Here is a 22,971-nt window from a genome sequence, read left to right on the forward strand (position 1 = left end):
CCGGATGAGGGGCGGCCATTCGAACCAGGCGGCAAGCTGGCCGACTTTGTCACCAGTCTGAAGCGCGTCGTGTGGCGATGCGCTTAGGCGCGGTCGCCGATCAGCGAGATCAGTTGAGCCTCGGCTGCTGCGGTCGAGGCCTCAGCGCCGACGGCCCTGCCGCCTTCCATCGCCACTCGACCTTCGGCAAACAGCCGCAAAGCTTGCGGGTAGATCTGGTGCTCCACGGTCAGCACACGTGCAGCAAGGCTTTCGGCCGTGTCGCCGGAAAGAACAGGTACGGCCGCCTGGCCGATCACCGGCCCCTCATCCATGCCCTCGGTGACGAAATGCACCGTGCAGCCGGCGATCCGCATGCCGGCGTCGATTGCCCGCTGATGGGTGTGCAGGCCGGGAAATAGCGGCAGCAGGGAAGGGTGGATGTTGAGCATCCGGCCTTCGTAACGCTGGATGAAGGTCGGCGTCAGCAGCCGCATATAGCCTGCCAGGCAGAGAATGTCGGGCGAAAGCTCGTCGAGCGCCGAAAATATCGCCGCCTCATGCGCGTCCTTGCTGGCATAGTCCTTGCGGGGGAAGGCAAAGGTGGCAATACCTTCGGCGGCGGCCTTGGCAAGCCCGCCGGCATCCGCCTTGTCGGAGATGACGCCGACGATCTCGGCCGGGTAGTCGGCTGCCTTTGCAGCCGCAACCAGCGCCATCATGTTGGAGCCGCTGCCGGATATGAAGACGACGGCGCGTTTACGCGGCGAACTCATATGGCAAGCGCGCCCTTGTAGACCGTGCCGGCAGCGCCCTCGTCGCGGGCGATCATGCGGCCGAGCGTGATAACCGTCTCGCCCTCGGCTTCGAGTGCGGCGGAAGCCGCCGCAACATTCTCGGTGGCGACAACGGCGATCATGCCGACGCCGCAGTTGAAGGTGCGCAGCATTTCCTTGGATTCGACGCCGCCCGTCTTGGCGAGCCATGAAAACACCGGCGGCACCTGGACGGCGGCAAGATCGATCTCGGCCGCCAGGTGCTTCGGCAGCACGCGCGGAATATTTTCCGGGAAGCCGCCGCCGGTGATGTGCGCCAGCGCCTTGATGGCACCGGTCTCGCGGATCGCCTTCAGAAGCGGCTTCACATAGATGCGGGTCGGCTCGAGCAGCGCTTCGCCGAGCTTCTTGCCTTCAGCGAACGGCGCCGGTGCATCCCAATCGAGACCGGACAATTCGACGATCTTGCGCACCAGCGAGAAACCGTTGGAATGGACGCCGGAGGAGGCAAGGCCGAGGATTACGTCACCCTCGGCAATATCGCCTGATGGCAGGAGCTTGCCGCGTTCGGCAGCACCGACGGCAAAGCCGGCGAGGTCGTAGTCGCCGGAGGAATACATGCCGGGCATTTCGGCCGTCTCGCCGCCGATCAGCGCGCAGCCGGCCTCGCGGCAGCCGGCGGCAATGCCACCGACGATGGCAGCGCCCTGGTCGGGGTCGAGCTTGCCGGTCGCGAAATAATCGAGGAAGAACAGCGGCTCGGCGCCCTGCACCACGAGATCGTTGACGCACATGGCGACGAGGTCGATGCCGACCGTGTCGTGATAGTTGGCGTCGATCGCAATCTTCAGCTTGGTGCCGACACCATCATTGGCGGCGACGAGAACCGGATCAGTAAAGCCTGCCGCCTTGAGATCGAAAAGCCCGCCGAAGCCGCCGATCTCGCCGTCGGCGCCGGGACGGCGGGTCGAGCGCACCGCCGGCTTGATCTTCTCGACGAGGAGGTTGCCGGCATCGATGTCGACGCCCGCATCGCTATATGTCAGGCCGTTTTTCCCAGACTGGCTCATGCTGGTCTCCGATGGCTATTTCAGGCGGCAAACGTGCCGCGTCATCTGCCGGTCGCAATTGCATGACAGGGGCGTTTATGCAAGCGTTGCATGGCAAAAGCCCCCAATTTCCCGCGTCTTTCCTGAGCCTTTGCGGGATTCGCCGCAGCAGGGTTGACCATCTTTGCGCCTGCATCCTATGTGCTGAATGGCCGCTTCGGATCGGATGCGGCGCCAGGCGGCGGCGAGCGACCAACGGGGAAGGCAATGCCACAGCAAGTCAGTGGAAACATTCTCAAGCGTCAGATATTCTTCTGGCTGGCGGTGCTCGTCTTTTTCATCGTCTTTCTCTATGTCTTCAGCTCCATCCTGCTGCCTTTCATTGCAGGCATGGCGATTGCCTATTTCCTCGATCCGGTGGCCGACCGGCTGGAGCGCCTGGGTCTGAGCCGCATGATGGCGACCATCGGCATTCTCGTCGCCTTCGTCATCGTCTTCGCGCTGGCGCTGATGATCCTCATTCCGGTGCTGATCAGCCAGTTCAACGATTTCGCTCAGCGTCTGCCGGGTTATATCAGCCAATTACAGCAGTTCATCGCGCAGGCGCAAAATTCGCTGCTGCCGGACTGGGTCGAGAACCAGATGGGCACGATCAAGGACAATCTCTCGGGCATCCTGTCGGAGGGCATGGGCTTCCTCACCGGGCTCTTTGCGCAGATCTGGAATTCCGGCAAGGCGATAGTCGACGTCATATCGCTGCTCGTGGTCACCCCCGTCGTCGCCTTCTACATCCTGCTCGACTGGGACCGCATGGTTGCCAAGGTCGACCAATGGGTCCCGCGCGATTACGTCCGCGATGTCCGCCAGATCGCCAAGGAGATCGACCAGGCGATTGCCGGTTTCATCCGCGGCCAGGGCTCGCTCTGCCTCATCCTCGGCATCTATTATGCCGCCGGCCTCTCCCTCGTCGGGCTGAATTTCGGCCTGCTGATCGGTCTCTTCGCCGGCATGATCAGCTTCATTCCCTATGTCGGCTCGATGGTTGGGCTCGTGCTGGCCGTCGGCGTCGCGCTTGTGCAGTTCTGGCCGGATTATCCGTGGATCGGCCTGGTGCTCGTCGTCTTCTTCAGTGGCCAGTTCCTCGAAGGCAACATTCTGCAGCCGAAGCTCGTCGGCTCCAGCGTCGGCCTGCATCCGGTCTGGCTGATGTTTGCGCTCTTTGCCTTTGGCGCGCTCTTCGGTTTCGTCGGGCTTCTGGTCGCCGTGCCGGCTGCCGCTGCCGTCGGCGTCCTTGTCCGCTTCGCACTTTCACGCTACCTTCAGAGCGATCTTTACTTTGGCGGGTCGCCCAGTAACCGCGCCCGGAAGACGAAATCAGTTCCTAATGAATGACGTGAAGAACGCTGATCCGAAGCGCAAGGCCGGAGAGCAACTGCCGCTGGTCTTTTCGCACGATGCCGCAAGCGGGCGTGACGACCTCCTGATCTCGGAGCGTCTCGCCGCCGCCGTTTCGATCGTCGACGCCTGGCCGGCATGGCCATCGCCGGTCGTCGTGCTCGCCGGCCCCGTCGGCTCGGGAAAATCGCATCTCGCCCGCATCTGGCGGGAATTGAGCGAGGCGGTGAGCATCCATCCCGAGCTTGGCTCGGATGCCGCGGTTGCCGCCGCCGCCGGGCCGGTGCTGTTCGAGGACGCCGACCGTCTTGGTTTCGACGACAACGCGCTCTTTCACGTCATTAACAGCGTCCGCGAAAATGGCACCAGCCTGTTGATCACCAGCCGTCTCTGGCCGATGTCGTGGCCAGTTTTGCTGCCCGATCTGCGCTCGCGCCTGAAAGCAGCGACCGTCGTCGAGATCGGCGAACCCGATGAGGCGCTGTTGTCGCAGGTGATCGTCAAGCTCTTCGCCGACCGGCAGCTTTATATAGATGACAAACTCGTGCTCTATATCGTCAACCGGATGGAGCGGTCGCTGAACGCCGCCCAGACGATCGTCGAAAGGCTTGACCGGCTGGCCCTGTCGCGGGGCACGAAAATCACCCGGTCTCTTGCTGCCGAAGTATTGAATGAATTGGGAAATTCGGAACCAGCCGATTGACTGTCACAGTTCCGTCGTCAAACTGATATAATTGCCTTTGGCGATGGAAAACGGGGTAAGCGGACCATGGACAGCGCAGTCGCAGAACATCAGGAACTCACTCCGGAAATCAACGACAACACCCCCCCGCTGGAAGAGCTGCTCAAGAGCCCCGAGCGCTTCATCAATCGAGAATTCTCCTGGCTGCAGTTCAATCGCCGTGTCCTGGAAGAAACGTTGAATACCGAGCATCCGCTGCTCGAGCGCGTCCGTTTCCTGTCGATTTCGGCCGCCAACCTCGATGAATTCTTCATGGTGCGTGTCGCCGGCCTCGAGGGCCAGGTACGCCAGAATATCGCCATCCGCAGCCCCGACGGCAAGACGCCGGCCGAGCAGCTCGATTCGATCCTGCAGGAGATCGACCATCTGCAGATGGAGCAGCAGGCCTCGCTCGCGGTGCTGCAACAATATCTCGCCAAGGAAGACATCTTGATCGTGCGCCCCGGCGCCTTGAGCGATGGCGACCGCCAGTGGCTGGCCGCCGAATTCGAACAGGCGATCTTTCCTGTTTTGACGCCGCTATCGATCGATCCGGCCCATCCGTTCCCCTTCATCCCGAATCTCGGCTTCTCGATCGGTCTGCAGCTCGTCAGCAAGAATGGCCGCGAACCGATGACCGCACTGCTGCGCCTGCCGGTGGCGCTCGACCGCTTCGTCCGCCTACCGGATGATGGAAACACGATCCGCTACATCACGCTGGAAGATGTCGCCAACATCTTCATCCACCGGCTCTACCCGGGTTACGAGGTGCAGGGCTCCGGTACGTTCCGCGTCATCCGCGACAGCGATATCGAAGTCGAGGAAGAGGCCGAGGATCTCGTCCGCTTCTTCGAAACGGCGCTGAAGCGCCGCCGTCGCGGCAAGGTCATCCGCATCGAGACCGACTCGGAAATGCCGGCCTCGCTGCGCCAGTTCGTCGTCCAGGCGCTGAGTATCCCCGACAACCGCGTCGCCGTTCTGCCGGGTCTTCTGGCGCTGAACACGCTGTCGGAGATTACCAAAGCGCCGCGCGATGATCTCAGGTTTGCCCCCTACAATGCGCGATTTCCCGAGCGCGTCCGCGAGCACGCCGGCGACTGCTTCGCAGCCATCCGGGAAAAGGACATGGTTGTCCATCACCCCTACGAATCTTTCGACGTGGTGGTCCAGTTTCTTCTCCAGGCTGCGCGCGATCCTGACGTCCTGGCGATAAAGCAGACGCTTTACCGCACCTCCAACGACAGCCCGATCGTTCGCGCGCTGATCGATGCCGCCGAAGCCGGCAAGTCGGTGACGGCGCTGGTCGAGCTCAAGGCCCGCTTCGACGAAGAGGCGAACATCCGTTGGGCGCGCGACCTCGAACGTGCCGGCGTCCAGGTCGTCTTCGGTTTCATCGAGCTCAAGACCCACGCCAAGATGTCGCTGGTCGTCCGTCGCGAGGATGGCAAACTGCGCACCTATTGCCATCTTGGCACCGGCAACTATCACCCGATCACCGCGAAGATCTATACCGATCTATCCTACTTCACCTGCAATCCCGTCATCGCCCACGATATGGCGAACATCTTCAACTTCATCACCGGCTACGGTGAGCCGGAACAGGGTATGCAGCTCGCGATCTCGCCCTATACGATGCGCTCGCGCATCCTGCGTCACATCGAGGAAGAGGTCCAGCATGCCAGGAACGGCGCGCCGGCAGCGATCTGGATGAAGATGAATTCGCTTGTCGATCCTGACATCATCGATGCGCTCTATCGCGCCAGCCATGCCGGCGTCGAGATCGATCTCGTCGTGCGCGGCATCTGCTGCCTGCGTCCGCAGGTGCCCGGCCTTTCGGAAAAGATCCGCGTTAAGTCAATTGTCGGCCGCTTCCTCGAACACAGCCGCATCTTCTGCTTCGGAAATGGCCACGGCCTGCCGTCCGACAAGGCGCTGGTTTACATCGGCTCGGCCGACATGATGCCGAGAAACCTCGATCGCCGCGTCGAAACCATGGTTCCATTGACGAATCCGACCGTTCACGAGCAGGTCTTGTCACAGATTATGCTCGGCAACGTGATTGACAATCAACAAAGCTACGAGATATTGCCCGACGGTACGTCGCGACGCATGGAAGTGCGCAGGGGCGAAGAACCGTTCAATGCGCAGCAATATTTCATGACCAATCCGAGCCTGTCAGGCCGTGGTGAAGCTCTGAAGTCCAGTGCGCCGAAGCTGATCGCCGGCCTGCTCGAAGGCCGCAACAACAAGTAAAACTGGACCTAAATGGTTGAATCTGAAGCCCAGGGGCGCCTTCCGGGGATCGCCCCGGTCTCCGTCGTCGATATTGGATCGAACTCCATTCGTCTTGTCGTCTACGAAGGCATGTCCCGTTCGCCAACCGTCCTCTTCAACGAAAAGGTCCTCTGCGGCCTGGGCAAAGGCGTCGCCCTTACCGGCAAGATGGACGAAGACAGTGTCGGCCGGGCTCTGGCGGCGCTGCACCGTTTCAAGGCTCTGTCAGATCAGGCGCGCGCCGCCACCATGTATGTGCTGGCGACGGCGGCCGCGCGCGAGGCGAGCAACGGTCCTGATTTCATCCATCAGGCGGAAACCATCCTTAACCGCAAGGTCCGCGTGCTCTCGGGCGAGGAGGAGGCAAAATTCGCCTCGCTCGGCATCATCAGCGGTTTCTATAATCCTGATGGCATTGCCGGCGATCTCGGCGGCGGCTCGCTGGAGTTGATCGATATCAAGGGCAAAGAGGTCGGCAAGGGCATCACGCTGCCGCTCGGCGGCCTGCGCCTGTCGGAATATGCCGGCGGCTCGCTTTCCAAGGCCCAGATCTTTGCCCGCAAGCAGCTGAAGACGGCAAAACTGTTGTCGAAAGGCGAGGGGCGCACCTTCTACGCCGTCGGCGGCACCTGGCGAAACATCGCCAAGCTGCACATGGAAATCACCCATTATCCACTGCACATGATGCAGGGTTATGAGGTGTCGTTCGAAGGAATGATGCAGTTCCTCGATCAGGTGGTGACCGCGCGCGACTCCAGGGAGCCGGCGCTGCAGGCCGTTTCCAAGCACCGCCGGTCGCTGCTGCCCTTCGGCGCCGTCGCCATGAAGGAAGTGCTGAGCGCGATGAAGCCGTCGGTGATTTCCTTCTCGGCGCAGGGTGTGCGCGAGGGATATCTTTATTCGCTGCTGTCGGAGGCCGAGCGCCGCCTGGATCCGCTGCTTGCCGCCGCTGGCGAACTGGCGATCCTGCGTGCCCGTTCGCCGGAGCATGCCCGCGAGCTGGCGGAATGGACCGGCCGCATGATGCCCCTCTTCGGCATCCAGGAAACCGAAGAGGAAAGCCGCTACCGCCAAGCCGCCTGTCTGCTTGCCGACATCAGCTGGCGCGCCCATCCTGATTATCGTGGCCTGCAGGCGCTGAACGTCATCGCCCACTCTTCCTTCGTTGGCATCAGTCATCCCGGCCGCGCCTTCATCGCGCTTTCCAACTATTACCGTTTCGAAGGCCTGCATGACGACGGCGCCACCGGTCCGCTGGCGCAGATCGCGACGCCGCAGCTTATCGAGCGCGCCAAGCTGCTCGGCGGCATGCTGCGCGTCGTCTACCTGTTCTCGGCTTCGATGCCCGGTATCGTCAAGAACCTGACTTTCCGCAAATCGCCGAGCCCGGACCTCGACCTCGAATTCCTCGTGCCTCCCGAGTATCGCGACTTCGCCGGCGAACGCCTGGACGGCCGCCTGCAGCAGTTGTCGAGGCTGACGAACAAGCGGTTGGCATTTCGGTTCGAATAGGTTTGATTTGCGACCGTTGTGCCGGACCAGCCGCCTCTGCCCTGCCGGGCATCTCCCCCACAGGTGGGGAGATTGGCTGGGCGCAACGGCCTCCCCAAACAATCAGCAATTCAACTCGGCTTGACGTTCAAGATGCGGGAAGGTCATGCCGCTTGTGATCTCCCCACCTGTGGGCTAGGGCATATACATAAGTCGGTGCGACGGATTGACTCGGTTTGCGGGGGTCGGATTCCTTTACTGCGGGCCGTATGATTGTTTTGGCGACGTTTTGATTTGGGAGCGTCGCCGATGGATGTAGGGCATGATTTTTCGTTGGGCCGGTTTGGAGATCGTCGTCTCGATAAAGGGGGGCGGTGCTGCTCCGTCGCATTGTGCTGCGCGAGACGGTTTGCCTTCGCCAGTTGGCCGAGGGCAACCATTCGCAGGAGATCCGGTTCGGGCGTTTTCTCAACAACAGTGCGGTGAGCGTGGAAGAGATCATTGCCGGCTGGAGCCAGGAGACCCGGTCTGCGGTTGAGGGTCGCCACGTGCTGGCGCTGCAGGACACCAGCGAGATCAAGTTTGCGACGACGCCGGACAGCCGGCGGGAATTGGGCAAGATCAAAAAAGGCAATTGCTTTGGCCTTTTGCTGCATCCGATGCTGGCGCTCGATGCCGACACCGGCAGCTGCCTTGGCCTGGTGGGCGGCCGGGTCTGGACGCGGGGTAGCGAAGAGCTTACGCCGCATGCCGAGCGGCCGTTGAACGAAAAGGAATCGCGGCGCTGGGTGGAGACGGCAGAGGCGGCCAAACTGGTGCTTTCGCGTGCGGCCCGGGTCACGGCGATCGCCGACCGGGAGGGTGACTTCTTCATCATGTGGGCGCGCCTGCCCGATCGGCGCTTCGATCTTTTGTCGCGCGTCATGCATGACCATGCGCTCATCGACGGTTCCAAACTGCGCCGCGCGGTCGAAACGGTGGCGTTTTGCGATACTCAGACGATTGATCTGCGCGAGCGCGCCGACCGTCCGGCGCGGCAGGCGACGGTGTGCCTGCGCTTCGGCGAAGCGACGATCCGGCGGCCGCAAAACCTGCGCGAGGCCGGCCTGCCCGATGGCGTCAGGCTGAGCTGGGTCGAGATCGTTGAACCGGCCGCCCCCGACGGTGTCGAGCCCTTGCACTGGCTGCTCCTGACCACCCATTGGCTCAGCAGCCCGGCCGATGCCTGGCAGATCGTCGCCTGGTACAAGCAGCGCTGGATGATCGAGCAGTTCTTTCGGGTGATGAAGAACCAAGGCTTCAAGATCGAGGACAGCCAGTTGCATCTGGCGGCACGGCTGGAAAAGCTCGTCGCCATCGCCGCCAAGGCCGCAGCAATCGTCCTCCAGCTCGTCCAAGCCCGCAGCGGCGGCGATCACCAGCCGGCAAGCCTGACCTTCACGGCAGCCGAGATCGATACCCTCGCCGCCCTCGAAAGCCGTTTCAAGGGCACAACCAAGCTGCAGTCCAATCCCCACTCTAAGGCCTCGCTGGCTTGGGCCGCCTGGATCATCGCCAAGCTCGGCGGCTGGAACGGCTACGCCTCGGCCAAGCCGCCGGGCCCAATCACCTTCTTCAACGGCCTCAAATACTTTCGAGCCGTCGCCGATGGATGGGCTTTGCGAGATATGTATATGCCCTAGCACCTGTGGGGGGTCCGAAGGACGGGTCGAGACGCGTGGCTCGAGAGGGGGGCACACACGGCACAGCGTCAACAAAAAGGCGGCGCTCACGCACCGCCCCCTATCTCAGATCACGCTCGAATTACTTCGCGTTCAAAAACTCGCCAACCTCAAGCAGGCTGAACTCGTTATTGTCAGCCTTGTCGACGGCGCGGCCGGCCGAGAAGGGCAGGTTGTTGTCGTTGCCGATGATGATGTGCGTGGCGTCGACGCGGTCGACGTTTTCGATCGTCACGAACGGCATGTCGTAGACGGCGTCCTTGCCGCCGGCCTTCTTCTTATTGTCGGGGTCCTGGATGTTCAGCAGGTCGATATAGCCGATTTTGCGGACGGCCTTGCCGACATTGGCGTCGTTGAACTCGATCTTGTAGACCCGCTTCAGCACGGCCGGAGCTTCGAAGCAGTCCGGCTTCGGTTGCTTCGGATCGGCGCAGGCCTTGTCCGTTGTGCCAGCACCGTTATCGCGCTCGATGACGAGAGCGGTCGCCTCGTCGAGCATGTTGAAGTCGCCGATCGAGACACCCTTGTCTTCGAACGGATAGAGCCAGCTGCGGCCGGTCCACTTCTTGGAGGCGACATCGAACTCGATGACGCGGACGGCAGTGTGCCCATCGTTGGTTTCCACCGTGCCGTCATCCTTGTAGATGGCGCCTTCGAGCAGGCCGTAGAGCTTGGCGCCGTCCTTCGACATGGCGAGGCCTTCGAAGCCGCCGGAGCGCTTCAGATTGAAGACCGGCATCTTGGCGGCCGGGTTTGATGGAACCGAGAGAAGCGGATTGTCGGGCGAAAGCACCGGCTTGCCGTCGAGCGTCGTCGCAATGACGTCGGTCAGGCGGCCTAATGTGTCGAACTTCAGGATGTAGGGACCGAATTCGTCTCCGAGCCAGAAGCCGTCGGCAACCGGCTGGATCGATTCGATGTCGAAGTCGGCGCCGGTGAGATAACGCGTGTCGCTGCCTTCAAGCACGATCGGGAACGGGGCGATCTTATTGGGGTCGGAAAGGAAGAGGTTCTTGACGACTTCAGCCTTGTTGCCGGACCAGTCGAACTTCATCTGGTGCAGGGAGAGCATGGAATCCGACGAGTTGGACTTCGAGCCGAAGCCGTTGTCGGAGAGTGTCCAGAAGGTGCCGTCGGCCATCGTCTTAACGCCCGAAAAACCCTGGATCGGCTGGCCGTCGAAGGGAAGCTTCAGATCGGTGATGCGGGCGCCGTCTTTGCCGGGAACCGTGCCGAGCGCTTCGGTGCGCTTGCGGTCCGGCGTCGTAAACTTGCCGGAATGCTTGAGGAATTCGGGGGCATCGGCCGGTGCCGGAACCATGGTGTTGGCAGGCAGGATCGCCTGGCCGGCGAGCTTGGCCGGGAACTGCTGCTGGTCGGCCGATGCGGAGCCTGCGACCAAGATGAAAAGCGATACGGAAGCAAAAAGGACGTTCTTCATAATATCCCCGTGGAACGGATTGCAAAGGCCTTCCGCTTAGCAGGGCTTCCGTGTCAGCGAATTGACGGTTGGGTGAAGCTTTGGTGACGTACTCAGCGCCGCGCGTCTTTCTCAGACGCGCAAAGGACGCTGTAACACTTTGAATTTACGCATCAGCCGTGCAGAACGACCGCCGGCGTGTTCAGCACGGTGACCGCGCGCGAGGTAAGCGCCATGACGCCGAGCGCCTGGCCGCGTCCCTTCACAGCATGGGTGCCGAGATCCTCGCAGGTGATGTCGTCGGGAAAATTCATGCGCCGGGCAAGCTCGCTGGAGATCAGAACCGATCGGTTCAGACTGCGGCAGAGTGTCTCCAGCCGGGCGGTGGTGTTCACCGTATCGCCGAAATAGCTGATCTTGTGATGGTCGACGCCGATTTCGGCGGTGATGATCTCGCCGCCGTGAAGGGCGGCACGGAGCTTTGGCACCTGCCCGTAATTTTTCCGCCAGCCGGCGGCATTGGCTTCGATGTCGGCAAGGATATCGAAAATGCAGCGCACACAACGCGCATCCTTGACGCCGCGGGCAAGCGGCCAGGTGATGATCGCCGCATCGCCAACATAGTCGTTGATCATGCCCTTGTGGCGCCTGACGGGTTCGGCGAAGGTCGCAAACAGCGAGTTCAGCAGCTGTTGCGCCCTGAGGTCGCCATGCTTCTCGGCAAAAGCCGTCGAATCGACGAGGTCGATGAACAGGAAGACGCGCTCTTCCTTGACCGGATTGCGGTAGCGGCTGATGAGCATGCTGAGGAAGACTTCACGACCAAGCAGTTCTCGCACGCGCAAGACGAAGATCAGCATCGTGCAGACCGCAAGCGCATACAGGAACACCTCGAACGGCATGATGACGAGGTCGAGAAGCGACGCCGGCTTCAGCATGCCGAGCGACCAGAGCAACAGGCCGGCGCAGGCAAAGCCGATACTCATCAGGATCTCATAAATCACCAGTTCGGTGATGATGAAGGCGAAGGTCGGCAGCTTCTGGATGCGTCTATAGAGCGCCCGAAATAGCACCTTGCGCTCGAAGGCGAGAATCGGCATGCCGATGAACAGCGCGAAGATCGCCCCGATAACCGGCGTCTGATTGGAGTAGAACATCAGATCATAGACGACGCCGCTGGCCGCGAGGACGATCGCGATGAGGATCCAATTCTGTGTCGGAGATATTTCCTGCATGCCGCCTCTGCGCCGTGAGTTTTCCCGGCCATTGTTTCAGGCCGGAAAAAACCGTCAAGCGAATTCGAAATTACAGCGCCGCGCGTCTTTTAGAGGCGGCGGCGCTTGTTCCGAAGCCAATTCGCCGATTTTTTGGGCCACGTGATTGCCTCTGCAACATCTTGTCAATCTCAAGTCGCCGCCGTATTGCTATCAATAGTTGTGGGCGCCTTCCTGCACAGGAGTATCATGTACAGATTGATAGTTTTCTCAGTGATCACGATCGCGGCTGGCTCCGCACATGCGAGCGGGGTTCCGTTTTTCACCAGTCCTGATGTGCCCGATTATTCCGCAAAGATGATCGTGCGTGATACCTATAATGACGAAGGGGGCCGCCAACGGGTCGTCCAACATCACAACGGCTGGACGCATGTTGAAGAGGACAGACGCGAAGAAACGAACATTTATTACGGACACTTCTTCAAGAACGTTGTTCTGACGGCAACCAGGAAGAATGGTGAGATCTCGTCAATCGAGGTCAGACAGGTCGAACCGTCTCACGACTATAACGGCATCACGGAGGTCAAGGAAACCGATGATGTCGAGGCCATCGGCGGTGAGCAGTGTCGTTGGCGGGAGATTGTTCGGAAAACATGGTGTCCGGGATGGTCGACATGAGAAAACAGGATCGGCTGCTCGGCGAAGACTGCGCATGGTATAACCGGACACCGGATTCCGCTGATGCAGGTCTGATGCAATGTCTGACTTCGGACGGTATACCGCTGATTGATGAACACTGGTCCGGCTGGGGTGATGGCGAGATATTCAAAATAGTGGCGTTAACGCGCCGGCCTGTGAGCATGGATGAAATGCAACCGCCTCGTGATTACCTCGAGCCTGCTGCCTGGGGATTTATCAAGCCCCAATACTAGAGAGATAAAGGTAGTAGCCTAAACAAGGCAATGGCTTAGCCGTGAATGGCTAAGCTTTGATATGCAGCCGTCTCAGAGGCTGACGGTTTCGACCTTCCGCCCGACGAAGCGCAGGGCGATCGCGCCCTGGATCAGCTGCAGTGCCGGCTCGCCGAAAAGATCGCGCCGCCAGCCGTGCAGGGCAGCGACTTCCGCCTTCTCGCCCTCGGCGGCGATCTTGTCGAGATCCTCGCTGTTGGCGATCACCTTCGGCGCCACGCCGTGTTTTTCCGAAATCAGCTTCAGCAGCACCTTCAACAATTCGACGGCAGCAGCGGCCCCTTCGGGCGCCTGCGCCTGGCGTGGCACATGCGGCATATCGGCCTTCGGAAGATCAAGAGCGGTGTTGACGGCCTCAATGACCGCAGCGCCGGAGACCGAGCGCTCCCAGCCCTTCGGAATGGTGCGCAGCCGGCCGAGCGCCTCGGTATCCTTGGGCTGCTGCTGGGCGATTTCGTAGATCGCATCGTCCTTCAGCACCCGCGAACGCGGCACGTTGCGGGCCCGCGCCTCGCGTTCGCGCCAGGCAGCGACGTATTTGAGGATCGCCAGCTCCTGCGGCTTGCGCAGGCGCATCTTCAGCCGCTGCCATGCATCGTCGGGATGCATGTCGTAGGTTTCGCGCGACTCGAGAATGTCCATTTCCTCGGAGAGCCAGGAGGTGCGGCCTTCGCGATCAAGTTCCGCCTTCAGCGACAGGTATACGTCGCGCAGGTGGGTGACGTCGGCCAGCGCATAATCCAGCTGTTTGTCCGACAGCGGTCGGCGGCTCCAGTCGGTGAAGCGCGACGACTTGTCGATATGCACGTTCTTGATACGGCTGACCAACTGGTCATAGGAGACGCTGTCGCCGAAGCCGCAGACCATGGCGGCGACCTGCGTGTCGAAGATCGGATGCGGTATGAGATTGCCGCGATTGAAGATGATTTCGATGTCTTGGCGGGCCGCATGAAAGACCTTCAGCACCTTCGTATCGGCCATCAGCTCGAAGAAGGGGGCGAGATCGATGCCCTTGGCCAGCGGATCGACGAGAACTTCCGTCGTCGGGCTTGCCATCTGAATCAGGCAGAGCTCCGGCCAGAAGGTCGTTTCGCGCAGGAATTCGGTGTCGATGGTAATGAAGTCGGACTTGGCCAGCTCTTTGCAGGCGGCCGCCAAATCGGCGGTGGTTTCGATCATATCATTTCATTCGCAAGGAAAAGGTCGGTTAAACCTTCCTTCTCCTTTCGGTTCGATATGTCAATACAACAGCATACGCTTCGAGCATTGCTGGCTAAGAATCACGTCCAAACTGAGGCAAGGCGCCAAGCACAGCCCAACCGCGGTGAAAGCGCACTGCCTCAGCTTACCCTGAGATAGCTCGTCATCCCCGTCTTCTGATGCTCGATGATATGGCAATGCAGCAGCCAGTCGCCGGGATTGTCGGCGACGAAGGCAAGCTGCACCTTCTCGTCCGGCTGGATGAGATAGGTATCTGACACCAGCGGCATTACCTGCCGCGTCGAGGAGGAGATCACCGTGAAGCTCATCCCGTGCAGATGGATCGGATGCGCATGCGGCGTGGTATTTTCGAGATTGAAGACATAGCTCTTGCCGAGCTTCAATTCCGCAAGCGGCGCTGTCGGATCGGGCGTGTCGCCTGGCCACGGCACCTTGTTGATTGCCCAGAAACTGTAGCCGAGCGTGCCGCAGATGCTTTCGACGCTAGCATTCTCGGCAGTGGCGCTCAGTATCAGCGGGATCTGCTCGGCGGCGGTTAGATCGGCCTTCTGGACGGGGTTGTCGACAAGCGGCCCGAGATCGCCGATGGCGCGCTTCAATGATGATCCGACCGCGCGCAGGCTGGCGATCGTCTTCGGCGTCGTGCCGCGGATATCTTCCAGCGTCGCGATCGCGCCTTCGCCGTCGGGCATGCGCACGGCAAGATCGAGCCGCTGGCCCGGTCCGATCTGCAGCAGGTCGAGGGAAAAACGCTTCGGCACCGGATTGCCGTCGATCGCAATCACGGTGGCGTCGGCGCCTTCCATCTTCAAGGAGAAGATCCGCGTCACGTCGGTGACCGCGATGCGCAGCCGAACCAGCCCGCCGGCTGGCGCGTCGTATCGCGGTTCCTGATGCCAGTTGGCGGTGCGCACCGTGCCGTAGGTGCCGGTCTTGGCCGCATCGCGCGGGCGGAAGGGGGCGATGAATTGGCCCTCGCCGCCGAGCCGCCAGTCGCGCAGGTTCAGCACCACCTCCGCATCGAACTCCGGATCGGCCGGGTTCTCGACGACGATGACGCCGGTCATGCCGTGTCCCATCTGCGTCAGCGTGTTGCAATGCGGATGATACCAGAAGGTGCCGGCGTCGGGCGGCGTGAAGGCATAATCGAAGCTGTCGCCGGTATAGACGTAGGGCTGCGTCATGAAGGGCACGCCGTCCATTCGGTTGTCGATGCGAAGCCCGTGCCAATGGATCGTTGTCGGCTCGTCGAGCCCGTTGGTCAGCCGCGCGGCATAGGGCCGGCCCTTGGTCATTCTGAGAACCGGCGGCATGCCGTCATTGCCCCAGCTCATGATATCTTTGGTCGGGCCCGCTTCCGTCAGCATGGCCTCGGTTTTCAAGGCTTTCAGCAGCTGCGGCTCGGGTGCCGCCTCCGCAAGCCCGAATCTGCCGGCGATGCCGATGCCCACTCCATAAGCGCCGGCGACGGCGGACGCCTTCAGGAGATTGCGGCGGGTGAGGAGAGGCATGGGATGCTCCGCGGTGACGATGCCGACCCTTTTAAAGTTGACTGGGGCCTTCAGCAATACGCGAAGCGCAGCCAAACTGCCGCAGTGCTCTCCGCCGCAGCCTCGCCATAAACGCCTGCCAAACGTCCGGCCGCGTGCGCCAAGCCTTGACAAATCGGAGCGTCCATGCGCTTTTCCGCCCGATTTTCTTGTCGGCGCTTGAGGGTTCTTGGAACCCTTGCTGCCGTCTCAGCATAGCCCAGGATTTGAGATCATGCATCGCTATCGCAGCCACACATGTGCCGCCCTCCGCAAGTCGGATGTCGGCTCGACCGTCCGTATTTCCGGCTGGGTCCACCGCGTTCGCGACCATGGCGGCGTTCTCTTCATCGACCTTCGCGACCATTACGGCATCACCCAGGTCGTTGCCGATCCCGACAGCCCGGCCTTCAAGATGGCGGAAACTGTGCGTGGCGAATGGGTCATCCGTATCGACGGCCTCGTCAAGGCCCGCACCGAAGATACCGTCAACAAGACCATGGCAACAGGCGAGATCGAGCTCTACGCGCAGGAGATCGAAATCCTCTCCGCCGCCAAGGAATTGCCGCTGCCGGTCTTCGGCGAGCCGGACTATCCCGAAGACGTCCGCCTCAAATATCGCTTCCTCGACCTTCGCCGCGAAACGCTGCATCGGAACATCGTCAAGCGCACCCAGGTCATCTCGGCCATGCGCCGCGAAATGAGCAATGTCGGCTTCACCGAATATACGACGCCGATCCTGACGGCTTCCTCGCCGGAAGGCGCGCGCGACTTCCTGGTGCCGAGCCGCATCCATCCCGGCACCTTCTACGCGCTGCCGCAGGCGCCGCAGCAGTATAAGCAGCTGCTGATGGTGGCGGGTTTCGACCGCTACTTCCAGATTGCGCCGTGCTTCCGCGATGAAGACCCGCGCGCCGACCGCCTGCCGGGCGAATTCTACCAGCTCGACCTTGAAATGAGCTTCGTCACCCAGGAAGACGTCTGGAACACGATCGGTCCGTTGATGACCAACATTTTCGAAGAGTTCGCCGACGGCAAGCCGGTCACCAAGGAATGGCCGCGCATCCCCTATGACGAGGCGATCCGTAAATATGGTTCGGACAAGCCGGACCTGCGCAATCCCATCGTCATGGAAGCTGTGACCGAACATTTCGCCGGCTCCGGCTTCAAGGTCTTCGCCGGCATGATCGCCTCGAACCCGAAGGCCGAGATCTGGGCGATCCCGGCAAAGACCGGCGGTTCCAGAGCGTTCTGCGATCGTATGAATGCCTGGGCGCAGTCGACTGGTCAGCCTGGTCTCGGTTACATCTTCTGGCGCAAGGAAGGTGACAAGCTCGAGGGCGCCGGCCCGCTTGCAAAGAACATCGGTGAGGAGCGCACCGACGCGATCCGTACCCAGCTCGGCCTCGATGACGGTGACGCCTGCTTCTTCGTTGCCGGCGATCCGGCCAAGTTCTACAAGTTTGCCGGTGAAGCCCGCACCAAGGCCGGCGAAGAGCTGAACCTTGTCGACCGCGACCGTTTCGAACTCTGCTGGATCGTCGACTTCCCGTTCTTCGAATGGAGCGAGGAAGAAAAGAAGGTCGATTTCGCCCACAATCCGTTCTCGATGCCGCAGGGCGGCCTCGATGCGCTTCAGAACCAGGATCCGCTGACCATCAAGGCGTTCCAGTATGACGCCGTCTGCAACGGCTTCGAAATCGCCTCGGGGTCGATCCGTAACCAATCGCCGGAAACCATGGTCGCCGCCTTCGAGAAGGTCGGCCTCAGCCAGCAGGATGTCGAGGATCGTTTCGGCGGCCTCTACCGTGCCTTCCAGTATGGCGCGCCCCCGCATGGCGGTGCTGCCTTCGGTATCGACCGTATCATCATGCTGCTCGTCGGCGCGAAGAACCTGCGCGAAATCTCGCTGTTCCCGATGAACCAGCAGGCCCAGGACCTTCTGATGGGCGCGCCGAGCCCGGCAACGCCGACGCAGCTGCGCGAGCTCTCGATCCGGCCGATCCCGCCGGTCAAGAAGGACTGAGATCGCCTGATCCCGAGTGCAAACGCCCGACAATCGCCGGGCTTTTCTTTTGGTTCGGTCGCTCAGGCGCCATCATTCAGGGAATGTGTCGGTGCAGGCGAGGGACGGAGCATCCCGCGGGCAATTGCTTGATATCGCAGCCCTTGCCATTTCTGAAGTCGCCCGGCACCGCGCCTGAATACGAAAAGGCCCGGCAGAAGGACTGCCGGGCCTTTCATCGCAAGATCGAAGCGATCAGTCGTTGGCGGTCACCTTGACGCCAAGCACCTGCGGCAGCGTATTCGGAGCGCCCATGGCGGCGCCCACGATCGTCGGGAACGGCACCGGCTTTTCAGGAGCGGCCTTGACGGTCAGGCTCTTCGGGTCGTCGAGGAAGGTGTTGACGGCAGCCGAAACGGCGTTCTGCAGTTCCGGGATATTGAGCTGCGCCAGCATGATCGGCGTCATCGCCTTCAGCGAATCCGCCATCTGCTTGCCCGATATGTTCTGCTGCGAACCGGCATAATCGAGCGCGCGCTTGGTGATCGAGGCATCTTCGAAGCGCACCTGCGCCGCCTCGAAGGACAGCTGCTGCATCAGGCCGAGCATGGCAAGGCCAAGCGCCTGCTGCGACTGTTCCTTGTTCGCACCGGCTTCGGATTGCTTCATCGCATCCTGCATCGATTTCATGAAGGCCATCGTGTAGCCGGAGAATTTGAAGCCGAGGTTCAGCTTGCCGATGTTGGTGAAGTCGAACGCCAACTCAGAAATGTCGATCGTGCCGGGGGCGAGTTCCCAGGCGCCCTTCATGGTGATGTCGCCCTGGATGTGCTGCAGGGCGAGCTTCTCGATCGCGTCCTTGCTCTGCGGATCTTCGGCTTTGCTGAGATCGGCCTTCATGCTTTTGAAGGCGCCGTCAAAATCGAAGCCGGATTCGTCTTCACGCAGTGTCAGATTGACGTCGCTTTCGAGCAGCGAGAACATTTCCTCGCCGTCCTTGACCACCTTCAGCGGGCCGGTATGGGCGGTCTCGTAAAGCATCATGGTATCGAGCGTATCGCCGCCCGCCGTTGCCGGGACCGAGATGCCGCCAAGCGTCAGTCCTTCCGCCGTCACCGTGACGCCGTCTTCCGTCTTGTTGATGTCGGGGAAGGCGGCTTCTTCGATGTAATAGCCGCCATCCTCGTCTTCTTCGACGCCCGATAGGGTGACCTCGCCGATGGGCAGGCTTTCGCCGTTGGCCGGTTTGACGCTGACATTCTTCAATGTCACGGTCGTGCCATCGATATCGACGCCGTCGGCCGAAATCGTTCCGCCCTGCGCGGCATAGGCAGCGTTGATCTTTTTCAGCAGGTCGGCGCTGTCGAGAGCGAAAGCCGAGCCGGCAAGTGAGAAAAAGGCGGCGCCCGACAGCATCAGCCGCGTTGTCCGGTAAAAATTCATGGGGTGATTCCTCTGGTGGCGTGGTGGCGGTTGGAAATCTGCAGTGACGCTACTACGGATTGGGCCCACTTTATATTTGCGGATCTCTAAATTTCTATTGAGAGGAACGGCAAACGAAGTCCAAATTGCGGCGGAGCGTTTGTCTCATCCTTTGATGTCAGTCCCAAGACTTCATCCACAGCTGCAACGGCCCGGTTTCCTTGCCCACCGGCCGCTTCTGAGCTAGTCAGAACCTATGGGACAAGAGATTTTGCCGCCTTCAGGCGGAGACGATGATCACATCCAACCGGTCGACCTCAAGGCGGCGCTCGAGCAGCGTTACCTTGCTTATGCGCTGTCGACCATCATGCACCGCGCCCTGCCTGATGTGCGCGACGGGCTGAAGCCTGTCCATCGCCGCATCGTCTATGCGATGAACGAGATGGGGCTGAGGCCGAACTCGGCCTTCAGAAAATGCGCCAAGATCGTCGGCGAAGTGATGGGTAATTACCATCCGCACGGCGACCAGTCGATCTACGATGCGCTTGCCCGTCTCGCCCAGGACTTCTCGCAGCGCTACACGCTGGTCAACGGCCAGGGCAATTTCGGCAATATCGACGGCGATAGCCCGGCCGCCATGCGTTACACCGAATCGAAGATGACGGCGGTCTCCGAACTGCTGCTCGAAGGCATCGACCAGGATGCCGTCGATTTCCGCGACACTTACGACGAATCGAATTCCGAGCCGGTTGTCCTTCCCGGCGCCTTCCCGAACCTGCTCGCCAACGGCTCCTCCGGCATTGCCGTCGGCATGGCGACCTCGATCCCGTCGCACAATGCCCACGAGCTTTGCGATGCCGCCCTGCATCTGATCAAGCATCCCGATGCGACCGTCGAAAAGCTCGTCGAATTCATTCCCGGCCCGGATTTCCCCACCGGCGGCATCATTATCGACAGCCGCGACAGCATCATCGAGAGCTACCGCACGGGGCGCGGCGGTTTCCGCGTGCGGGCGAAATGGCAGACGGAAGATCTCGGCCGCGGCGGCTATCAGATCGTCATCACCGAAATTCCCTTCCAGGTGCAGAAATCGCGGCTGATCGAGAAGATCGCCGAGCTGCTGATCGCCCGCAAGCTGCCGCTGCTGGAAGATATCCGCGACGAATCGGCCGAAGATATTCGTGTCGTGCTGGTGCCGAAGACCCGCAGCGTCGATCCGACGATCCTGATGGAATCGATGTTCAAGCTGACGGAACTCGAAAGCCGCTTCCCGCTCAACATGAACGTGCTCTCCATGGGCCGCATCCCGCGGGTCATGGCGCTGAACGAGGTGTTGAAGGAGTGGCTGGACCACCGCCGCGAAGTTCTGCAGCGCCGTTCGCGCTTCCGTCTGGCGGCGATCGATAGGCGCCTCGAAATCCTCAGCGGCCTGCTGGTCGCCTACCTCAACATCGATGAGGTCATCCGCATCATCCGCGAGGAGGACGAGCCGAAGCCGGTCATGATGGCGCGCTGGGATCTCACCGACAATCAGGTCGAGGCGATCCTCAATATGCGGTTGCGCGCCTTGCGCAAGCTCGAAGAGTTCGAGATCCGCAAGGAATTCGACGAACTCACCAAGGAGAAGGGCGAGATCGAAGCGTTGCTTTCCTCCGACGACAAGCAGTGGCAGACGGTCGCCTGGGAAATTGGCGAAGTGAAGAAGAAATTCGCCAAGGCGACCGAGGTCGGCCGCCGCCGCACCCAGTTTGCCGACGCGCCCGAGACCGACGAGGAAGCAATCCAGCAGGCGATGATCGAGAAGGAACCGATCACCGTCGTCATTTCCGAGAAGGGCTGGATCCGTGCGCTCAAGGGCCATATCGCCGATACGGCGACGCTGACCTTCAAGGAAGGTGACGGCTTGAAGATCGCCTTCCCGGCGCAGACGACGGACAAGATCCTGATCGTCACCACCGGTGGCAAGGCCTTCACGCTCGGCGGCGACAAGCTGCCGGGCGGTCGCGGTCACGGCGAGCCGCTGCGCATCATCGTCGATATGGACAACGACCAGGCGGTGCTGACCGCTTTCGTCCATGAGCCCTCGCGCAAGCAGCTGATCGTCTCGACCGCCGGCAACGGCTTCGTCGTACCGGAGGCCGAGCTGGTCGCCAATACGCGCAAGGGCAAGCAGATCATGAACGTCGCGCTGCCCGAGGAAACGCAGCTGCTCGTGCCCGTCAGCGGCGACCATGTCGCCGTCGTCGGCGAAAACCGCAAGCTGCTGGTCTTCCCGCTGGTGCAGGTGCCGGAAATGTCGCGCGGCAAGGGCGTGCGTCTGCAGCGTTACAAGGATGGCGGCATTTCCGACGTCCGCTGCTTTGCGATATCGGACGGTCTCGTCTGGGAAGACAGCGCCGGCCGCACGTTCACGAAGAACAAGGACGAGCTCGCCGAATGGCTGGCCGACCGCGCCACCGCCGGCCGCACCGTGCCGAAGGGCTTCCCGCGCAGCGGCAAATTCGCCGGCTGAGGCTTAAAAATTCCGCGCCCGACTCTTGGCGGGCGCGGCAATGCCTCTATTTCTCTCCTGTTACCAAAAATACAAACAGGCCGGCTCCGAGGGCGGACGGAATGGCCGCGGCCCGTGCGCTTGGGGAAGTGCGCGCGCCTTAACGGAGGAAAATCGATGCCCGCCAGCACCATCAAATTGCATGTCACGCACACCTATAAAGCGCCGCCTGCCGTTGTCTATGACGCCTGGCTCAACCCCGAAATAGCCCGCCGCTTCCTGTTTGCTACTGACGAGGGTCATGTCATCCGCGCCGATATCGATCCCCATGTCGGCGGCCGTTTCTTCGTCGTCGATCGCCGCCCGACCGGCGACGCCTTTCACCAGGGCGTCTTCCTGGAGCTGAAGCGCCCGCGACGCATGGTCTTCAGCCTTTCCGTCGAGGAGCACGATCACAATTGCGACCGCGTCGAGATCGACATCGAACCTCTCGGCAGCGGCAGCCGTCTGACGCTGACCCATGAAATGTGCGCCGAATGGGCTGAACACGAGGAAAAGACCCGGAAGGGCTGGGCGCATGTGGTCGAGGGGCTTGGCAGGGAACTGGAGCAGCAGCAGTTCAAGGCGACGGGTTGAGCGGTATGCAGAAATCCCGCAGGAAGCGGGTCGCACCTTCTTCGTCGATCTCGCGGGCGGCGACGGCAAGAACGAAAGCGTAGAGATTGGCATCGGTCGTTTCGATCTCGTAGCCGTTTTCGAGAAGGAACACACCGGCGGTTACGATTGCGATTCGCTTGTTGCCGTCAGCGAATGCGTGGTTGCGGGCGAGGCCGAAAAGATAGGCGGCGGCGAGCTCAATGACGTCGTCGCAGCCATAGTTTGCCTTGTGGATCGGCCGGCCGAGCGCCGAATCCAGCGCGCCTTCGTTACGCAGTCCTGCGAGACCGCCGAAGCGCTCGATCTGCATTTTCTGCAGGCTCGCCACCAATGGTCTCGTCAGGAATTTGAAGGCCATTATTCGGCCAGCTTTTTCAAGGCGACCTTATATTTGTCCATGAAATATCGCGCCGCCTCGAGTTGACGAGACAAATCCTCATCGGCCGGCTTCAAAGTGATGCCGCCGTTTTCCATCTGCAATTCCAATGAATCGCCGGTCTTCAACCCAAGACGGTCGAGGGTTTCCTTAGGGATGATAATACCCTCTGAATTGCCGATCTTGCGGATTGTGACGTTCATCGCTTTGTCCTCTGTGGTAACGGAGTTATAACATGAGGCCGAGCGGGCAACAACGT

The 22,971-nt window shown here is 61.1% G+C and carries 19 protein-coding genes and 1 pseudogene; 11 read left to right on the forward strand and 9 right to left on the reverse strand.

All coding sequences use genetic code 11. From position 1 onward, the window contains the following. Positions 1-83 precede the first annotated feature (83 nt). Positions 84-755, reverse strand: coding sequence for a phosphoribosylglycinamide formyltransferase (gene purN / locus N2600_RS07270; protein WP_170256747.1), 672 nt, complete (start codon positions 753-755; stop codon positions 84-86). Next, a complete protein-coding gene (gene purM / locus N2600_RS07275) occupies positions 752-1,825 on the reverse strand; it encodes a phosphoribosylformylglycinamidine cyclo-ligase (protein ID WP_170256748.1) in 1,074 nt (357 codons plus the stop codon). Before purM ends, purN begins: the two co-directional genes overlap by 4 nt. A gap of 246 nt (positions 1,826-2,071) precedes the next feature. On the opposite strand from purM, the gene N2600_RS07280 reads away from it, so the two are divergent. From N2600_RS07280 to N2600_RS07300, 5 genes are all read left to right on the forward strand, one after another. Further along, positions 2,072-3,196 (forward strand): AI-2E family transporter, encoded by a 1,125-nt coding sequence (locus N2600_RS07280; protein ID WP_026154094.1) that lies wholly within the window; start codon positions 2,072-2,074, stop codon positions 3,194-3,196. After that, on the forward strand, positions 3,189-3,902 hold the full coding sequence (gene hdaA / locus N2600_RS07285) for a DnaA regulatory inactivator HdaA (protein ID WP_260110582.1): 714 nt from the start codon (positions 3,189-3,191) through the stop codon (positions 3,900-3,902). The genes N2600_RS07280 and hdaA overlap by 8 nt, the downstream gene beginning before the upstream one ends. Before the next feature lie 108 nt (positions 3,903-4,010). After that, positions 4,011-6,173 carry an RNA degradosome polyphosphate kinase gene (locus N2600_RS07290; protein ID WP_445944944.1) on the forward strand — a complete coding sequence of 721 codons (2,163 nt, stop codon included), beginning with the start codon at positions 4,011-4,013 and terminating at the stop codon, positions 6,171-6,173. A gap of 12 nt (positions 6,174-6,185) precedes the next feature. Then, on the forward strand, positions 6,186-7,706 hold the full coding sequence (ppx, locus tag N2600_RS07295) for an exopolyphosphatase (RefSeq protein WP_260298530.1): 1,521 nt from the start codon (positions 6,186-6,188) through the stop codon (positions 7,704-7,706). 353 nt (positions 7,707-8,059) lie between these two features. Further along, the gene (locus tag N2600_RS07300; protein WP_017963437.1) at positions 8,060-9,367 is read left to right on the forward strand and encodes an IS4 family transposase; all 1,308 of its coding nucleotides are present in this window, start codon (positions 8,060-8,062) and stop codon (positions 9,365-9,367) included. A gap of 121 nt (positions 9,368-9,488) precedes the next feature. On the opposite strand, the gene N2600_RS07305 is transcribed toward N2600_RS07300, so the two are convergent. Continuing rightward, on the reverse strand, positions 9,489-10,847 hold the full coding sequence (locus N2600_RS07305) for an esterase-like activity of phytase family protein (protein WP_260298531.1): 1,359 nt from the start codon (positions 10,845-10,847) through the stop codon (positions 9,489-9,491). A gap of 152 nt (positions 10,848-10,999) precedes the next feature. Next, a complete protein-coding gene (locus N2600_RS07310; RefSeq protein WP_170256752.1) occupies positions 11,000-12,061 on the reverse strand; it encodes an adenylate/guanylate cyclase domain-containing protein in 1,062 nt (353 codons plus the stop codon). Positions 12,062-12,289: 228 nt separating this feature from the next. On the opposite strand from N2600_RS07310, the gene N2600_RS07315 reads away from it, so the two are divergent. Further along, entirely contained in the window at positions 12,290-12,718 is a 429-nt protein-coding gene (locus N2600_RS07315) for a hypothetical protein (protein WP_260298532.1), read from the forward strand. Continuing rightward, positions 12,715-12,972, forward strand: coding sequence for a hypothetical protein (locus N2600_RS07320; protein ID WP_260298533.1), 258 nt, complete (start codon positions 12,715-12,717; stop codon positions 12,970-12,972). The genes N2600_RS07315 and N2600_RS07320 overlap by 4 nt, the downstream gene beginning before the upstream one ends. Positions 12,973-13,044: 72 nt before the next feature. Here the strand turns inward: N2600_RS07320 and rnd are convergent, their stop codons facing one another. Together rnd and N2600_RS07330 are read right to left on the reverse strand one after the other, a co-directional pair. Then, positions 13,045-14,190 (reverse strand): ribonuclease D, encoded by a 1,146-nt coding sequence (gene rnd, locus N2600_RS07325; protein ID WP_162117182.1) that lies wholly within the window; start codon positions 14,188-14,190, stop codon positions 13,045-13,047. A gap of 161 nt (positions 14,191-14,351) precedes the next feature. After that, positions 14,352-15,743 carry a multicopper oxidase family protein gene (locus tag N2600_RS07330; protein ID WP_222281025.1) on the reverse strand — a complete coding sequence of 464 codons (1,392 nt, stop codon included), beginning with the start codon at positions 15,741-15,743 and terminating at the stop codon, positions 14,352-14,354. 253 nt (positions 15,744-15,996) lie between these two features. Between N2600_RS07330 and aspS the strand changes: the two genes are divergently transcribed. Both aspS and N2600_RS07340 read left to right on the forward strand, forming a co-directional pair. Continuing rightward, complete coding sequence (gene aspS, locus N2600_RS07335; RefSeq protein ID WP_260298534.1) at positions 15,997-17,787, forward strand: aspartate--tRNA ligase; 1,791 nt, start codon at positions 15,997-15,999, stop codon at positions 17,785-17,787. Between the two features lie 65 nt (positions 17,788-17,852). After that, a pseudogene (locus tag N2600_RS07340) lies at positions 17,853-17,965 on the forward strand (TetR/AcrR family transcriptional regulator); the annotation flags it as partial. 56 nt (positions 17,966-18,021) lie between these two features. On the opposite strand, the gene N2600_RS07345 reads toward N2600_RS07340, so the two are convergent. Further along, the gene (locus tag N2600_RS07345) at positions 18,022-19,209 is read right to left on the reverse strand and encodes a membrane protein (RefSeq protein WP_017963766.1); all 1,188 of its coding nucleotides are present in this window, start codon (positions 19,207-19,209) and stop codon (positions 18,022-18,024) included. 235 nt (positions 19,210-19,444) lie between these two features. Here N2600_RS07345 and parC point away from each other — a divergent pair, with 235 nt between their 5' ends. Further along, positions 19,445-21,700 (forward strand): DNA topoisomerase IV subunit A, encoded by a 2,256-nt coding sequence (gene parC, locus N2600_RS07350; protein ID WP_260110587.1) that lies wholly within the window; start codon positions 19,445-19,447, stop codon positions 21,698-21,700. Positions 21,701-21,856: 156 nt separating this feature from the next. Further along, the gene (locus tag N2600_RS07355; protein WP_017963768.1) at positions 21,857-22,315 is read left to right on the forward strand and encodes an SRPBCC family protein; all 459 of its coding nucleotides are present in this window, start codon (positions 21,857-21,859) and stop codon (positions 22,313-22,315) included. On the opposite strand, the gene N2600_RS07360 is transcribed toward N2600_RS07355, so the two are convergent. Together N2600_RS07360 and N2600_RS07365 are read right to left on the reverse strand one after the other, a co-directional pair. Continuing rightward, positions 22,299-22,694 (reverse strand): type II toxin-antitoxin system death-on-curing family toxin, encoded by a 396-nt coding sequence (locus tag N2600_RS07360; RefSeq protein ID WP_222384727.1) that lies wholly within the window; start codon positions 22,692-22,694, stop codon positions 22,299-22,301. The two genes, N2600_RS07355 and N2600_RS07360, sit on opposite strands and share 17 nt — an antisense overlap. After that, on the reverse strand, positions 22,694-22,915 hold the full coding sequence (locus N2600_RS07365) for an AbrB/MazE/SpoVT family DNA-binding domain-containing protein (RefSeq protein WP_003547144.1): 222 nt from the start codon (positions 22,913-22,915) through the stop codon (positions 22,694-22,696). The genes N2600_RS07360 and N2600_RS07365 overlap by 1 nt, the downstream gene beginning before the upstream one ends. Between the last annotated feature and the right edge of the window lie 56 nt (positions 22,916-22,971).

The sequence above is a fragment of the Rhizobium sp. WSM1274 genome, assembly GCF_025200775.1.
GTDB lineage: Bacteria > Pseudomonadota > Alphaproteobacteria > Rhizobiales > Rhizobiaceae > Rhizobium > Rhizobium leguminosarum_I.

Excerpts from the sequence above, each read along its gene's own strand:
- purN (WP_170256747.1), bottom strand. The coding sequence starts at position 755 with ATGAGTTCGCCGCGTAAACGCGCCGTCGTCTTCATATCCGGCAGCGGC.
- purM (WP_170256748.1), bottom strand. The coding sequence starts at position 1,825 with ATGAGCCAGTCTGGGAAAAACGGCCTGACATATAGCGATGCGGGCGTC.
- N2600_RS07280 (WP_026154094.1), top strand. The coding sequence starts at position 2,072 with ATGCCACAGCAAGTCAGTGGAAACATTCTCAAGCGTCAGATATTCTTC.
- hdaA (WP_260110582.1), top strand. The coding sequence starts at position 3,189 with ATGAATGACGTGAAGAACGCTGATCCGAAGCGCAAGGCCGGAGAGCAA.
- ppx (WP_260298530.1), top strand. The coding sequence starts at position 6,186 with ATGGTTGAATCTGAAGCCCAGGGGCGCCTTCCGGGGATCGCCCCGGTC.
- N2600_RS07305 (WP_260298531.1), bottom strand. The coding sequence starts at position 10,847 with ATGAAGAACGTCCTTTTTGCTTCCGTATCGCTTTTCATCTTGGTCGCA.
- N2600_RS07310 (WP_170256752.1), bottom strand. The coding sequence starts at position 12,061 with ATGCAGGAAATATCTCCGACACAGAATTGGATCCTCATCGCGATCGTC.
- N2600_RS07315 (WP_260298532.1), top strand. The coding sequence starts at position 12,290 with ATGTACAGATTGATAGTTTTCTCAGTGATCACGATCGCGGCTGGCTCC.
- N2600_RS07320 (WP_260298533.1), top strand. The coding sequence starts at position 12,715 with ATGAGAAAACAGGATCGGCTGCTCGGCGAAGACTGCGCATGGTATAAC.
- rnd (WP_162117182.1), bottom strand. The coding sequence starts at position 14,190 with ATGATCGAAACCACCGCCGATTTGGCGGCCGCCTGCAAAGAGCTGGCC.
- N2600_RS07330 (WP_222281025.1), bottom strand. The coding sequence starts at position 15,743 with ATGCCTCTCCTCACCCGCCGCAATCTCCTGAAGGCGTCCGCCGTCGCC.
- aspS (WP_260298534.1), top strand. The coding sequence starts at position 15,997 with ATGCATCGCTATCGCAGCCACACATGTGCCGCCCTCCGCAAGTCGGAT.
- N2600_RS07345 (WP_017963766.1), bottom strand. The coding sequence starts at position 19,209 with ATGAATTTTTACCGGACAACGCGGCTGATGCTGTCGGGCGCCGCCTTT.
- parC (WP_260110587.1), top strand. The coding sequence starts at position 19,445 with ATGGGACAAGAGATTTTGCCGCCTTCAGGCGGAGACGATGATCACATC.
- N2600_RS07355 (WP_017963768.1), top strand. The coding sequence starts at position 21,857 with ATGCCCGCCAGCACCATCAAATTGCATGTCACGCACACCTATAAAGCG.
- N2600_RS07360 (WP_222384727.1), bottom strand. The coding sequence starts at position 22,694 with ATGGCCTTCAAATTCCTGACGAGACCATTGGTGGCGAGCCTGCAGAAA.
- N2600_RS07365 (WP_003547144.1), bottom strand. The coding sequence starts at position 22,915 with ATGAACGTCACAATCCGCAAGATCGGCAATTCAGAGGGTATTATCATC.